9 protein-coding genes are annotated in these 14555 nt (G+C 66.7%); 7 read left to right on the forward strand and 2 right to left on the reverse strand.

Translation table 11 applies throughout. From position 1 onward, the window contains the following. Nucleotides 1-178 precede the first annotated feature (178 nt). From ACZ1J6_RS05115 to ACZ1J6_RS05125, 3 genes are all read left to right on the forward strand, one after another. Entirely contained in the window at nt 179-3925 is a 3747-nt protein-coding gene (locus ACZ1J6_RS05115) for a PAS domain S-box protein (protein WP_431567683.1), read from the forward strand. Between the two features lie 5 nt (nt 3926-3930). After that, entirely contained in the window at nt 3931-4305 is a 375-nt protein-coding gene (locus ACZ1J6_RS05120; protein ID WP_431567684.1) for a response regulator, read from the forward strand. 127 nt (nt 4306-4432) lie between these two features. Further along, entirely contained in the window at nt 4433-5734 is a 1302-nt protein-coding gene (locus ACZ1J6_RS05125) for an MFS transporter (protein ID WP_431567685.1), read from the forward strand. 114 nt (nt 5735-5848) lie between these two features. Here the strand turns inward: ACZ1J6_RS05125 and ACZ1J6_RS05130 are convergent, their stop codons facing one another. Then, nucleotides 5849-6697 carry a LysR family transcriptional regulator gene (locus ACZ1J6_RS05130; RefSeq protein WP_465127063.1) on the reverse strand — a complete coding sequence of 283 codons (849 nt, stop codon included), beginning with the start codon at nt 6695-6697 and terminating at the stop codon, nt 5849-5851. An 82-nt stretch (nt 6698-6779) separates the two neighbouring features. On the opposite strand from ACZ1J6_RS05130, the gene ACZ1J6_RS05135 reads away from it, so the two are divergent. Next, entirely contained in the window at nt 6780-8255 is a 1476-nt protein-coding gene (locus tag ACZ1J6_RS05135; protein ID WP_431567686.1) for an amidohydrolase family protein, read from the forward strand. Next, nucleotides 8252-9427, forward strand: a complete 1176-nt coding sequence (locus ACZ1J6_RS05140) for an amidohydrolase family protein (protein ID WP_431567687.1) — start codon at nt 8252-8254, stop codon at nt 9425-9427. Before ACZ1J6_RS05135 ends, ACZ1J6_RS05140 begins: the two co-directional genes overlap by 4 nt. Nucleotides 9428-9486: 59 nt before the next feature. Here ACZ1J6_RS05140 and ACZ1J6_RS05145 read toward each other — a convergent pair whose 3' ends face one another. Beyond that, nucleotides 9487-11595 carry a TonB-dependent siderophore receptor gene (locus ACZ1J6_RS05145; RefSeq protein ID WP_431567688.1) on the reverse strand — a complete coding sequence of 703 codons (2109 nt, stop codon included), beginning with the start codon at nt 11593-11595 and terminating at the stop codon, nt 9487-9489. 303 nt (nt 11596-11898) lie between these two features. Between ACZ1J6_RS05145 and ACZ1J6_RS05150 the strand changes: the two genes are divergently transcribed. Beyond that, complete coding sequence (locus ACZ1J6_RS05150; protein WP_465127064.1) at nt 11899-13593, forward strand: glycoside hydrolase family 43 protein; 1695 nt, start codon at nt 11899-11901, stop codon at nt 13591-13593. Between the two features lie 58 nt (nt 13594-13651). Beyond that, nucleotides 13652-14539, forward strand: coding sequence for a LysR family transcriptional regulator (locus ACZ1J6_RS05155; protein ID WP_132265937.1), 888 nt, complete (start codon nt 13652-13654; stop codon nt 14537-14539). The last annotated feature ends 16 nt before the right edge of the window (nt 14540-14555 follow it).

Raw genomic sequence — 14555 nt, forward strand, 5'->3', positions numbered from 1 at the left:
AAAGGCGAAAAACGTCGCCTCTTGCGCCCCTTGCGGGAACCGGCAACATTTCCGGGAGTTCTGCATTTCGCCGTGTCCCGACTGCGGATAGGCTAAAGCCTTGGCGGGGCCGGGCGCACTCGGGGTCGCGCGCCTATGGGTGGGGCACGGGCGGGTGGGCGCACAGGAGGTGGGGTCGATGAAACACGGCGAGTACGAGGCCGAAGGGTTCCTGTCCCACGGCGGAGATCTCGCACGCCGTATCGCCGCGCATGACTGGAGCGCGACGGCGCTTGGCCCGATCGCCGGCTGGCAAGCCAGCCTGAAGCAGACCGTGGGCTTCATGCTGCCTTCCCCCGTGCCGCTGGTCCTGCTCTGGGGCGAGAGCGGCGTCATGATCTACAACGATGCCTATTCCCACTTCGCCGGCGCGCGGGACAGCCGCCTGCTCGGTTCGAACGTGCGTGACGGCTGGGAGGAAGTGGCGGACTTCAACGACAACGTCATGAAAGTGGGCCTCTCCGGCGGCACGCTCAGCTATCGCGACCATGTGCTGACCCTGCACCGCCACGGGCGCCCGGAGGAGGTCTGGCTCAACCTCGACTATTCCCCCGTCCCCGGCGACGACGGCGTCCCGGCGGGCGTGATCGCGGTCGTGGTGGAAACGACCGAGGCCCATGCCGCACGCCAGGCCTTGCAGCAGAGCGAGACCCGCTTGCGCTTCCTCGACGATCTGGGCCGGGCCGTGCGCGACAGCCGCGATGCCGACCAGATCCTGGCGACCACGACACGCATGACCGCCCAGCATCTGGGGCTGTCCAACTGCGCCTATGCCGACATGGACCGCGACGGCGACGGCTTCACCATTCGCGGCGACTGGCACGCGGCCGGTTCGCCATCCATCGTCGGCCACTACAGCCTTGCCGATTTCGGCGTGCGCGCGGTGCAGGACCTCAATGCCGGGCGGCCGCTCATCATCGCCGACAACCGCCGCGAACTCGCGCCCGAGGAAGCGGAGACATTCGAGAATATCGGCATTGCCGCCACGGTCTGCATGCCGCTGGTGAAACAGGGCCACCTGATCGCGCTAATGGCGATCCACGACCGCAAGCCGCACGACTGGAGCGACTACGAACTCGGCGTCATTCGCGAAGTGACCGAAAGGTCGTGGGCGCACGTCCAGCGCGTGGGCGCGGAGGGGCAACTGCGCGAACGGGAAGTGTTCAACCGCCAGATCCTGGACAGCGCGATAGACTACGGCATCGTTGCCACCGATCCCGATGGCCGCATCACCCTGTGGAACGCGGGCGCTGCCGCCATGCTCGGCTGGAGCGAGCAGGAAATGCTGGGCCAACCGATGGCCACGTTCTTCACCCCCGAGGACCGCGCACTCGGCCGTCCCGCAGCGAAGCGCAAGGAAGCGCTGGAGACCGGCCGCGCCCATGATGCACGCTGGCACTTGCGCAAATCGGGAGAGCGGTTCTGGGGCCTCAGCGAAATGACCCCGCTGCGCGGCCCCGCCGACGAGGCGATCGGCTTCGTCAAGCTCATGCGCGACCGGACGCCCGAACACCGTGCCCGCCAGGCGCTGGAGGAGAGCGAAGAACGGCTCCGCCGCGCGCAGCGCGCGGGCGGGGTGGGTCTCTTCGCCATCGACATCGCGGCCAACAAGATCGACGGCACCGAGGAATTCTGGCGCATCTTCGGTATCGATCCCAGCACCCAGCCGGGCGGATCGCCGCCGACCGAGCTGATCGAGGGCCTGGTCGTCCCGGAAGACCGGTACCTCGTATCCACCTGGATCCGGCGCCAGCAGGGAGCGACCCAGCTCGACGTGGAATACCGGGTCCACCGCGCCGACACCGACGAAGAGCGGGTGATCGCCCGCAAGGCCGAGTTCGAGTTCGACAGCGAGGGCCGCCCTGCCCGCATGATCGGCGTGGTGCAGGACGTCACCGACCGCCGCCGCATCCAGCGCGCGCTCGAAAAGAGCGAGGCGCAGTTCAGCACGCTGGCGCAGAACATGCCCAACCAGGTCTGGACCGCGCGGGCGGACGGCCAGATCGACTGGTTCAACGAGCGTGTCTACGCCTATACCGGACGTACCCGCGAAAGCCTGGGCAACGATGGCTGGAACGCGGTGCTCCACCCTGACGACCGGGAGGATGCCCGGACGAAATGGGCCCACTCGGTAAAGACCGGCGAAGTTTTCGAGACCGAGTTCCGGCTGCTCGACGCGCAGGAAGGCTATCGCTGGCACCTATCCCGCGCGCTGCCGCTCGTCGATGCCCAGGGCGAGACCACGGCCTGGATCGGCACCAATACCGAGATCGAGGCCCAGAAGCAGGCCGAGGCCGCCTTTGCGCAGGATCGCGACCGGCTCTGGTCGATCAGCCGCGACCTCATGCTGGTCTGCGACCATGCCGGCCTGATCACGGCGGTCAACCCTTCCGCCGAGAGGCTGCTGGGCTGGCATGAGGGCGAGATGCTGGGCCGCCGGATCGCCGCTTTCGTCCATCCCGACGACCGCGCCGTCACCGCCTCGGCTCTGACGCGGCTGGCCAGCAGTTCGGGCCTGTTCAATCCGGACCCTGATGAAGGGGAAGCGGACCAGGGAGGACCGGGCGCGGGCGAAGCTGGCGGATCGGACCGGGCCTCCGCCGGGATGCTCGCTTTCGAAAACCGTCATCGCACCCGCGGCGGCGACTACCGCCTGATTGCCTGGACCGCCGTGCCGGACGGCGGCCGCATTCACGCCGTGGGCCGCGATGTCACCGAACAGCGCGCCATGGAAGATGCGCTTCGCCAGAGCCAGAAGATGGAGGCGGTCGGCCAGTTGACCGGGGGCATTGCCCATGATTTCAACAACCTGCTCCAGGGCATCACCGGCAGCCTGGACATGATGCACAACCGCCTGGCGCAAGGGCGTACCGGCGATCTCGAACGCTGGCTGCAAGGCGCCAAGGCCTCCGCCGAGCGCGCCGCCTCGCTGACGCACCGTCTTCTCGCGTTCTCGCGCCGCCAGCCGTTGGACCCGCGCCCGGTCCGCGCGAACCCGCTGATCGCCTCGATGGAGGACATGCTGCGGCGGACGCTGGGAGAGCACATCAAGCTGGAGTTCGGGCTTTCCGAAGGGCTCTGGCAGACCCGCTGCGATCCCAACCAGCTCGAAAGCGCGATCCTCAACCTGGTCATCAATGCCCGCGATGCCATGCCGGACGGCGGCAAGCTGACCATCGAGACGTGCAACGCCCATTTCGACGACCAATCCGTCGTCCAGCAGCGCGACCTGCGGCCCGGGCAATATGTCTGCATCGCCATCAGCGATACCGGCGTGGGCATGACGCGCGAAGTGAGCGACCGGGCCTTCGAACCGTTCTTCACCACCAAGCCGATGGGACAGGGAACCGGGCTCGGCCTCTCGATGATCTACGGCTTTGCACGGCAGTCCGAAGGCTATGCCCGGATCTATTCCGAGGAAGGCATGGGCACCAGCGTCAAGCTCTTCCTGCCACGCCATCGCGGCGTCGAAGAAGCGGACGAGCATGCCGGGCATGCGGGCCACCTGCCCGCAGCGGTCGAAGGCGAAGTCGTGCTGGTGGTCGAGGACGAGGCCGTGGTGCGCGGCCTCATCATAGAAGTGCTGGACGAACTCGGCTACAAGGCCATCGAGGCGGCGGACGGGCCCTCCGGCCTGGAAATACTGCAATCCGACCAGCGCATCGACCTGCTCATCACCGACATCGGCCTGCCCGGCCTGAATGGCCGCCAGGTCGCCGATGGCGGCCGCTCCGCGCGGCCCGGCCTGAAAGTGCTGTTCATGACCGGCTATGCCGAGAACGCCGCGCTTGCCGCCGGATTTCTGGAACCGGGCATGGCCATGATAACAAAGCCCTTCGCCATGGATGCACTGGCGAAGCGGATACGCGAAAGCATCGAGGATTGACGCAAATGATCGAGGGGAACCCCGAAGTGGAAGGGCTGCGCGTTCTGGTGGCCGAAGACGAAATTCTGGTGGCGATGCTGCTGGAGGAAATGCTCGACGACCTGGGCTGCCACGTGGTCGGTCCTTACGCCACCCTCGCCTCGGCACTGGAAGCGGGGCGCGACGAAGAGTTCGACGTGGCCGTCATCGACATGAACCTGGCCGGCGAGCGCGCCGATCCCATCATCGCCGAACTGGGTGCCCGCGCGGTGCCCTTCGCCATCGCCAGTGGCGGCGGCAATTGGGACCTGCCCCATCCGCCGGCCTTCATGCTGAACAAGCCCTACACTTTCGCGCAGCTGACCGAAGCCGTGAAAGCGCTGGAGCAGGCCCGGGGCTGAACCGGGGTTTTCCTCCCGGCGCCCTCGACCTCGACCTGCTTTCTGGACCTTGCCAGCCAATTCCCATAACCGTCCGCTCGTTCCGCCCGTTGCTGCGGCAGGACGATCAGCAAGAGGGCGCATCCCGATGTCGACAACCCCGCCACCCGTCGCCCCCGACCGCCGCCAGCGGCTGAAGGCCATTGTCGCGGGCTCCACCGGCAATCTGGTCGAGTGGTACGATTGGTACGCCTATTCGGCCTTCACGCTCTACTTCGCGCCGCACTTCTTCCCGGACGAGGACCGGACCGCCCAGCTTCTGAGCGCGGCGGCGATCTTCGCGGTAGGGTTTCTGATGCGCCCGGTCGGCGCCTGGTTGATGGGCATCTATGCCGACCGCAAGGGCCGCAAGAGCGGGCTCACGCTATCGGTGGCGCTGATGTGCGCGGGGTCGCTGCTGATCGCGGTGACGCCGTCCTACCAGTCCATCGGCATCGGCGCGCCGCTGCTGCTGGTGCTGGCGCGGCTGATGCAGGGCCTTTCCGTCGGCGGCGAATATGGCGCCAGCGCCACCTACCTCTCCGAGATGGCTGGACGCGACCGGCGCGGGTTCTTTTCCAGCTTCCAGTACGTCACGCTGATTGCCGGGCAGCTCGTGGCGATCTGCGTCCTGCTGGTGCTCCAGGCGCTGCTGACCGAGGCCCAGCTCGATGCCTGGGGCTGGCGCATTCCCTTCGTGATCGGCGGCGCCCTGGCGGTTCTGGTGTTCCGCCTGCGCCGGGGCATGGCCGAGACGCACAGCTTCGAGAAAGCCCGCGCCGAGGGGGCACCGCAGTCCGGCTTCCTCGAACTGATCCGCCATCACCCGCGAGAAACCCTGACGGTCATGCTGCTGACGGCGGGCGGCACGATCGCGTTCTACGCCTATTCGATCTACATGCAGAAGTTCCTGGTCAACACCAGCGGCCTCAGCCGCGAGACCGCTTCCGAGATCAACGGCGTGACGCTCTTCGTGTTCATGCTGCTCCAGCCGCTGGCCGGCGCCCTGTCCGACCGGGTGGGCCGCAAGCCGCTGATGATCGGCTTCGGGGTATTCGGCGTGCTCTGCACATACCCGATCTTCGCCACGCTTGCGGAAACCCGCAATCCCCTGGTCGCCGGGCTGCTGGTGATGGCCGGGCTGGTGATCGTCACCGGCTATACCTCGATCAATGCCGTGGTGAAGGCCGAGCTGTTCCCCGCCCATATCCGGGCGCTGGGCGTTGCCCTGCCCTATGCCCTGGCCAACACCATGTTCGGCGGCACGGCCGAATTCGTGGCCCTGTGGTTCAAGCAGGCAGGCATGGAGCAGGCCTTCTACATCTACGTCTCGGTCATGATCGCCATCTCGCTGGTGGTCTATGTGCGGATGCGCGAGACGCGGCATCACGGGCTCATCCTCGAAGACTAGAGCGTTCCGATCGCGCGCGGCCCGACTTGCGCTTCACCTCGGCCGCCCGGCGCGAGGACGCCGGTAGCCGCCCGAAGGCGCAGCCACCCTCTGCCCCATTGCCGGGGCGGAGGGTCACCGGTTCTCCAACACTTTCGAGGTCAGCGCCACCAGATCGCCGATCGGCTCCTGGTCCTCGCGCGCATAGAGCGAGACGACCATGGGCGTCGCCTCGCCCAGGCCGTCGACCCGGCGCAGCCCCTGCCCCTGCGTCACCGAAATCGGCAGCAGCGAAATCCCCATGCCCGCAGAGACTGCCGCAAGCACGCTCTGCAGGCTGCTGCCGGAAAAGGCGACGTACCAGCGGCGGCCGATGGCCTCCAGTTCGCGGAACATCGTGTCGCGGTAGAGGCCGCCGTTGGGAAACGTCACCAAGGGCAGAGGATCGCGCGCCTCTACCGCGTGGCCGGGGCCGGCAAACCAGCCCAGCGGCTCCGGAAAGCTGGCGCGGCAATCCGCGGCGGGCTGGTCTTCCTTGACGACGACGATGTCGAATTCCCCCTGCCGGTACCGCCCGGCCAGATCGCGGCTCAGCCCGGTGACCACGTCCAGCCTGATCCGGCTGTTGCGGGCAGCGAAACGCGCCAGACCCTGCGCCATGGCAAGCGTCGCCAGGTCTTCCGGCATGCCGATGGAGATCGCCGCCGTGCCCGCCGGATCGCGCAGCAGGCTCTGTGCTTCCTCGTCGAGCTGCAGGATGCGGCGGGCGTGGCCCAGCAGGCGTTCGCCCATCGGCGTCGGACGCACCGGCCGCGCGGCGCGATCGATCAGGGCATGGCCCGCCATGTCTTCCAATCGTCCGAGTTGCTGGCTTATTGTCGACTGCGTCATGCCCAGTCGCTCTGCCGCGCGCGTGAAATGGCCGGTATCGGCAATGGCGACGAAACTGCGCAGGAGACGGGGATCGAGCATAAGTTCATTCATAGAGCGAATGATGGACATGCCAATATCTAATTTGTGAATGATAACGCGGCGGCGTAGATTTGCGGAAAAGGAGCCTTCCGCCATGAAGTTCGTCGCCCCGCTGATCGTCGCCCTCCTCGCCTCCACGACCTCCGCCCTCGCCGCCGGCGCACCGGTCACCGACAGCGCTGACATGATGATCCGCCACGTCACGGTCATAGACGTCGAACACGGGCGCGCCATAGGCGAACAGGCGGTCGTGCTGCGCGGCAACGATGTCGTGGCAGTCGGCAAGGACGGCGAGATCGCCCGGGCCTGGCATGCGCAGAGCGTGGTCGAGGGCAAGGGGCGCTTCCTGATCCCCGGCCTCTGGGACATGCACGTTCATTTCGGCGGCGGCCCGGACCTCGTCGAGGAGAACAAGGCGCTGCTGCCGCTCTATGTCGCTCACGGCATCACCACCATCCGCGACTGTTCGGGCGACCTTCCCGACCAGGTCCTGTCCTGGCGCGGCGAGATCGCCGGCGGCACCCTGTTCGGCCCCCGCCTGCTGACATCCGGCGCCAAGATCGAGGGGATCAAGCCGGTGTGGAAAGGCACGATCGAAGTCGGCAGCAAGGCCGATGTCGATGCGGCGCTGACCCGGCTGCAGGACCGGGACAAAGTCGACTTCGTGAAGATCACTGACAGCACGCTGGACCCGCAACTGTTCCTCTATGCCGTCTCGCAGGCCAAGGCGCGCGGGCTGCGAAGCTCCGGCCATATCCCGATGGCGCTGACCGTCGGCCAGGCGGTCGATGCCGGGATCAGCTCGATCGAACACATCGACTATGCCTACAAGGCCGGTGTGAAGGACGAAGCGGCGATCGCCGCCGATTTCGCCGCGGGCCGCATCGACCGTGCCGAGGCCAATCGCCGGCTCGACAGCGGGTTCGACACGGCGACGGCCATGGCCTCCTATCGCAACTTCGCGCAGAAGGGCGTCTTCGTCACGCCCACGCTGAACGGCAGCCGCATCCTCGCCTGGCTCGATGCCGACGATCACGCGCACGATTCCTATCTCGCCTATATCGGCCCGAAGCTGCGCAAGACCTACGAATGGCGCATCGAACGCGCCGCAAAGGCCGATGCTGCCGCGGTCGAGGCGCGCCATGCGCATTTCCAGCGCATGGCGGCGGTGCTGCCGCTGCTGGAGAAGGCGGGCGTCACCGTGATCGCGGGCACCGATGCGGGCTTCCTCAATTCCTTCAACTATCCCGGCATCGGCCTGCACGACGAACTGAGCCTCTTCGTGAAGGAAGGCCTCACCCCGGCGCAGGCCCTGTCCGCCGCGACCCGCGCCGGTCCCGCCTGGTTCGGCCTGCTGGGCCGCTATGGCGCCGTTGCCCCCGGCAAGGCGGCCGATCTCGTCCTGCTGGACCGCGATCCGCTGAAGGACATCGCCGCCACCCGCGCGATCCGCGCCGTCATCATGAACGGCAAGCTCTATGACCGCACGGCGCTGGACGGGATGCTGACGGATACGAAGAACAAGGTCGCGGCCTGGAACATCGCCGACAAGGCCGGAGCCACGCAATGATAGAGCAGCTCTTCACCGGCGCCCTGCTCCCGGACGGCAGCCTGGCCGACCTGGCGGTTTCGGGCGGCCGCTTCGTGGCAATCGGCCCCGACCTTGTCGCCGACGATACGGCCGGACGCGTGGATCTGGGCGGACACCTGGTGCTGCCGGGCTTCGTCGACGGCCATATCCACCTCGACAAGAGCTTCTTCGGCGAACCGTGGCAACCCCACCGCCCCGCCGCCAGCCTGCGCGAACGGCTCGCGGTGGAGAAAGCCATGCTCGCCGACGTGCGCCCTGCCGCGGTCCGCGCCGACGTGCTGATCGGCCAGGCCGCCAGCCTGGGCACCGTGGCGATGCGCAGCCATGTCGATGTCGATGCCACGACCGGGCTCTCGCATCTGCACGCGGTCATGGCCGCTCGTGAGAAATGGCGCGGCCAGATGGACATCGAACTGGTGGCCTTCCCGCAGGCAGGCATCGTCACTTGCCCCGGCACGGCCGACATTCTCGACGCCGCCATCCGCGAAGGCGCGGAAGTGGTGGGCGGGATCGATCCCGAAGGAATGGACGGCGATTCCGAAGCTCATCTCGGCATCGTCTTCGGCCTTGCCGAGCGGCGCGGTGCCAAGATCGACATCCACCTGCACGAGGCCGGACTGCCGGGCGTTGAGCAATTGCACCGCATTGCCGCGCGCACCCGCGCACTGGGTCTCGGCGGCCGGGTGACGGTGAGCCATGCCTATGCCCTGGGCGACGTGGAGCTTCCGGTGCTCGACACGATCGCCTGTGCCCTGGCCGACGCCGGGGTGGCGATCATGACCAACGCACCGGGAGATCGCGCCTTTCCGCCCATTCTGCGCCTGCACGAACATGGCGTGCGGGTCTTTGCCGGGAACGACAATATCCGCGACGCCTGGTGGCCCTACGGCAATGGCGACATGCTCCAGCGGGCGATGCTCATAGGCTATCGCTCGGGCTTCTACCGGGACGAGGATCTTGCCGTGGCACTGGCCATGGCGACGACCGAGGCCGCCGTCTCGCTCGGCCTCGAAGGCCGGGGCCTGCAAGTGGGCGCAGAGGCCAGCTTCGTGGCGCTTCCGGCCGTGAGTGCGGCGGCCGCCGTGGCCGCCCCGCCCTCGGAACGCCGGGTCTTCCGTCACGGCAAACCGCTCGGCGCGCCGATCCGATAAAGGAAAGCCCCGCAGCGTTCGGTACGCTGCGGGGCCTTTCGTGACCGCGTCGGTCCGGCTTACCAGGTGAAGCCGATGGTCCCCTGCACGGTGCGACGGTTGCCGTACCAGCACCAGCTGTAAGCCGCGAAGCAGCTGGTCAGGTACTTCTTGTCGAAGATATTGGTGGCGTTCAGGCCGATGGTCACGCCGCCGAGATCCGGATTCAGCTTGCCCAGATTGTACCGGAGCAGGCCGTCGAACACGGTGTAGGACGGGGTGTAGATCGTGGTCGTGCCATCGAGGCTGCCGGCATAGACCTTGTCGACATGGCGAACCCCGCCGCCGATCGAGAAGCCTTCCAGCGAACCGGACTTCGGCGCCCAGGCCAGGTTGGCCGAGATGCCGCCCTTGCCGACAGTCGCCAGGCCCTTGCCGACGTTGTCCGTATTGACGTCTTCGAGGACCTTCACGTTCTGGGTGCTGAAGGCAACCCGGAAGTTGAAGTCGTAGGGCAACGAGCCGCTGGCCTCCACCTCGACGCCGCGCGAGCGGACCTCGCCCGACTGGAACGCGGTGAACGTCACGGGATCGGAAACCACCACATTGGTCTGGTTGATCTGGAACCAGGCACCGGTCAGCAGGATATCGGTGCCGGGAACCTGGTACTTGGCGCCCGCCTCGATCTGCTTGCCGACCGAAGGCTTGGCCAGTTCGCCGCTTTCCAGCACCGAGGACTGCGGTTCGAACGAGGTGGAGTAAGTGACGTAAGGCGACAGGCCGAGTTCGGTCTTGTAGAGCGCCGCCGCACGCCAGGTGAACTTGCGGTTGGTCTGCACCGAGCCGTTCTGCTCAAGACGCGCCCAGTCCTGCCGGCCGCCGAGCGTCACGTCCAGATTACCCACCGAGATGCGGTCCTGCGCGTAGATGCCTTGCTGGCGCTGGCGGGTGGCGGTGGTGGTCGGGTCGATGAAATCGCCGTTGGTGTCGACGCCGGGGACCTCATAGGGGTTCGCGGGCGTCGCCATCGTGCCGTAAACGGGATTGTAGGCGTCGATCGTCGTGGCGGTGCCGAACTTGGCCAGCTCGGTCGAATGGGCAACCTGGCGGTCCACACCGAACAGGACCGAGTGGTGCACCGAACCCGTGGTGAACTCTCCGGAAAGCTGGTTGTCGTAAGTCCAGTTGTTGAGCTGCTCGTTCGTCGCATAGGACGCGCGGTTGTAGACCGTGCTGTCCGTTTCGACCGGCGTTCCCGAGGTATAGACGATACCCAGACGGGTCTTCACATACTGATAGCGCCCAGACGAGCGGAAGGCCCAGCCATTGCCGAAATCGTGGCGGAAGATGAAGGTACCCGCGGCCTGCTCGCGCTTGAAGAAGTCGTCCGGCTCGCCGCCGTAGAACTTGGTCGAGATCTTGCCGTTGGCGTTGTCGAACAGGGTACCGCTGGCCGGGAACACGCCGTAGTTGCCGTTGAACGGATCGTGCGAGTAGGCGCCGAGCACCGTGAACGTGGTCGAGGTACCGGCGCCCAGCGTCACGGCCCCGGAAACGGTTTCGCGGCGGCGCTTGCCGTAGCGCTGCTGGGCATCGGCCCCGTTGGCGCTGCCGTAGAGACGCCAGAGCACGGTTTCGCCCACTTTGCCGCCCACGTCGCCATCGATGCGGTAATTGCTGTAATTGCCGTAGGTGCCGGACACGGCGCCGTAGAAATCGCGGTTGATCGGCAGCTTGCTCTGCTCGTTGACGAAGCCGCCCGGGCTGGAAGAACCGTAGAGCGCCGATGCCGGGCCCTTCACCACTTCGATGCGGTCCAGGCGCGACATGTCCACTTGCGGCGTCGCATAGCCCGAGCCGCTGGAGAACATCTTCAGGCCGTCGAGATAGACCGGCGCATCGAAGCCGCGCAGCTTGAACTGGTCGTAGACCTCGGCCGAGGAACCACGCGTTTCCGGCGTGACGCCGGCCACATAGCGCAAGGCCTGGTTGAGGTTCTGGATGCCCAGCTCGGCAATCGTGGACGCGTCGATCACCGACACCGACTGCGGCGTTTCCGCCAGCGGAACATCGCTCTTCGTGCCCGAGGAGGCCACGGTTGCGGAACGGTCACCCTTGACGACGATGGTGTCGTCGGAATCGGCCGCCGCAGCCTGTGCGGCAGCAGGGAGGAGGGAAATGGCCACCATGCCGGTGGCTGCTCCCAGGAGAAGGCGGCCGCGGACCGTCGTTCGAAACATAAACTGCCTTTCGATATCGATAATGAGTCGCGATCGCGCCACTAGTGATAATGCGACTGGCTCGCAAGATTGCTGAGGGATTGCTGGTTGATTAAACAACCTGTCCGGTCTTTGTGTGGGATATGCGCCACAACCAGAAAGGTGCGATTTACGCCGAACGGGCCGCCCCGCGGCCTCGATCACGACCTGCTCGGTTTATGGTAGCGTTACCATCAAGCGTGACCTAAGCTCCCCCGCAAAGGGAGAGAACCATTGCTGAAATCCGTTCGCGCTGCATTCCTGCTCGCCGCCGGCGCCTTGCCTTTGCTGGCGTCCCCCATGACGGCAGCACGCGCGGCAGAACCGGATCGCGGCGCCCGCTTCGACAACTTTGCCTACCAGGGCCGCAGCCAGGACGCCGTGGAGCCCGGCCCGGGAGAATATCGTAACCCGATCCTTCGCGGCTACTATCCCGATCCTTCGGTGACGCGCGTGGGCGACACCTACTACCTCGTCAATTCCTCCTTCGCACACTATCCCGGACTGCCGGTCTTCACCTCGTCCGACCTCGTGAACTGGCGCCAGATCGGCAACGCCATCGACCGCCCGGATCAATTCGACTTCGCGGGCCTGCGAAGCTCGCGCGGGATGTTCGCCCCGGACATCTCCTGGCATGCGGGCACATTCTACCTGCTGGGCACTTGCGTCGATTGCGGCGGCAATTTCGTGATGACCGCGAAGGACGCCAAAGGCCCCTGGTCGGCCCCGGTCTGGCTGTCGTTCGAAGGTATCGATCCCTCGCTCTACTGGGAGGGCGACCGCGCCTTCATCGTCAACAACCGGGCGCCGAGCGGGACTGCGCTCTACGAAGGGCACCGCGCGATCTGGGTTCAGGAATTCGACTGGCACGCCGGCAAGATGGTCGGCGCAGCGACGCAGATCGTCAACGGAGGCGTGGACCTGGCACGCAAACCGGTCTGGATCGAAGGGCCGCACCTGCTCCGCCGCGATGGCCAATACTACCTCATCGCCGCGGAAGGCGGCACCGGGGAGCAGCACAGCGAAGTCGTCTTCCGCTCCCGCAGCGTGCGCGGGCCGTTCGTGCCCTGGTCCGGCAATCCCATTCTCAGCCAGAGGTCGCTCGATCCCGCGCGTGCCAACCCGGTCACTTCCGCCGGGCATGCCAAGCTCGTCGAAACGCAGGACGGCAAGTGGTGGGCAACGTTCCTCGCGACCCGGCCCTATGAAGGCGATTACTACAACATCGGCCGCGAGACATTCCTGCTCCCCGTCACCTGGCAGGATGGCTGGCCGCGTATCCTGCCGGCCGACAAGGCCATCCCGCTGGTCGCGGCTCGGCCGGACCTGCCCGCCGGCGCCGCCGCACCGGCTGCCTCGGGAGACTACAGCTACCGCGACACGTTCGACGGCGACCGGCTGGGCATGGCCTGGATCGGCCTGCGCACGCCCCGCGCGCCGATCTACAAGCTGGAAAACGGCTCGCTGGTGCTGGAAGGCGCGACGCCGCTGGGCGACCTCTCCGCCGCCCCCGCCTTTGTGGGCAGGCGGCAGCAGCACCATGACGCCGCCATATCGGTGGACTTGCGCTACGCGCCAGCCGCCGATGGCGACCGCGCGGGGCTGGCCGCCGTCCAGTCCGACAAGGCCTACCTGTTCTTCGGCCTTCTCCGCAAACAGGGCACGACCCGCGTCGCCCTTCTCGTGCGCGATGGCGATGCGCCCGAGCGTGAGATCGCTTCGCAGCCCTTCGCAGGCACCGGGCCGGTCACGCTCTTCCTCCACTTCAAAGGCGCCAGCGTGGACATCTCCTATGCCGCGGACGGGCAGCGCGCCACATTGGCGCAGAACGTCGACGTGCGCTTTCTCAGCACCAAATCGGCAGGCGGCTTCGTAGGTACGGTGGTCGGCCCCTATGCCTGGCAAGCGCGAGCCGCTGCGGCGCGCTAGCCGCGGGGGTCGTTGCGCACTATAGAGACCGGCTCATGGCCGTAACGCGCGAAATCCGATGCTCAACCTGACGACCCTGCAACTGTTCATTCGCGTTGCGGAGCTGGGGAGCCTGTCGCGGGCGGCCGACGAGGCGAACCTCGCCATCGGCGCGATCAGCCGCCGGCTCACCCAGCTGGAGCAGGACCTCGGCGTGCAACTGCTGGTCCGCAACGGGCGCGGCGTGACGCCGACGGCGGCGGGGAATGCCCTGCTGGCCCATGCCCAGCGCATCATGCGCGACATCGGGCTGGCGGTGTCCGACCTTTCCGACTACGCCAACGGTCTGAAAGGCAGCGTCGACATTCTCGCCTGCACTTCGGCGATCACCCAGTTCCTGCCCGCCGACCTCGCCGCTTTCGGCCATGCCAACGACAAGATCCGCCTCAACATCCAGGAGGTCTACTCCGCAGAGATCGTCGGCCGCCTTCGCGCCGGCGAAGCGCAAGTGGGCGTCATCATGGAAGAGCCGGGAACCGTGGGTCTCGATACCTGGAAATACCGATGCGACCGGCTCACCGTGGTCGCCCCGCCGCACTTGCTGTTCGGCACCCATTCGGTTCGCTTCCACGATCTGGCCGAGCACGAATTCGTGCAAATGGGCTACGATACCGCCAATACCCGCCTCCTCGCCCGTGCTGCCGACGAGCAGGGCTGGTCCTTCCGCCTGCGCGCGGCCGTAGACAGCTATGACGCGGTCTGCCGCATGATCCAGGCCGGCTTCGGCATCGGCGTCCTGCCCAGCGAAGCCGCCAAGAACTTCATCGTGCCGATGGGTCTCAAACTGGTGGAACTCGACGAGAACTGGGCCGAGCGCCAGATGCTGATCGCCGCCAACGGCGCCAGCCTGTCCGGCCCGGCGCGACTGCTGATCGACTTCCTGGTGGAACGCTCCGCCGGCCGCTGAAGGCCGACGTTTCGCA

It is taken from the genome of Novosphingobium sp. BL-S-21, from assembly GCF_055521655.1.

Coding starts and splice junctions, on each gene's coding strand:
- ACZ1J6_RS05115 (WP_431567683.1), top strand. CDS start 179: ATGAAACACGGCGAGTACGAGGCCGAAGGGTTCCTGTCCCACGGCGGA.
- ACZ1J6_RS05120 (WP_431567684.1), top strand. CDS start 3,931: ATGATCGAGGGGAACCCCGAAGTGGAAGGGCTGCGCGTTCTGGTGGCC.
- ACZ1J6_RS05125 (WP_431567685.1), top strand. CDS start 4,433: ATGTCGACAACCCCGCCACCCGTCGCCCCCGACCGCCGCCAGCGGCTG.
- ACZ1J6_RS05130 (WP_465127063.1), bottom strand. CDS start 6,697: ATGAATGAACTTATGCTCGATCCCCGTCTCCTGCGCAGTTTCGTCGCC.
- ACZ1J6_RS05135 (WP_431567686.1), top strand. CDS start 6,780: ATGAAGTTCGTCGCCCCGCTGATCGTCGCCCTCCTCGCCTCCACGACC.
- ACZ1J6_RS05140 (WP_431567687.1), top strand. CDS start 8,252: ATGATAGAGCAGCTCTTCACCGGCGCCCTGCTCCCGGACGGCAGCCTG.
- ACZ1J6_RS05145 (WP_431567688.1), bottom strand. CDS start 11,595: ATGGTGGCCATTTCCCTCCTCCCTGCTGCCGCACAGGCTGCGGCGGCC.
- ACZ1J6_RS05155 (WP_132265937.1), top strand. CDS start 13,652: ATGCTCAACCTGACGACCCTGCAACTGTTCATTCGCGTTGCGGAGCTG.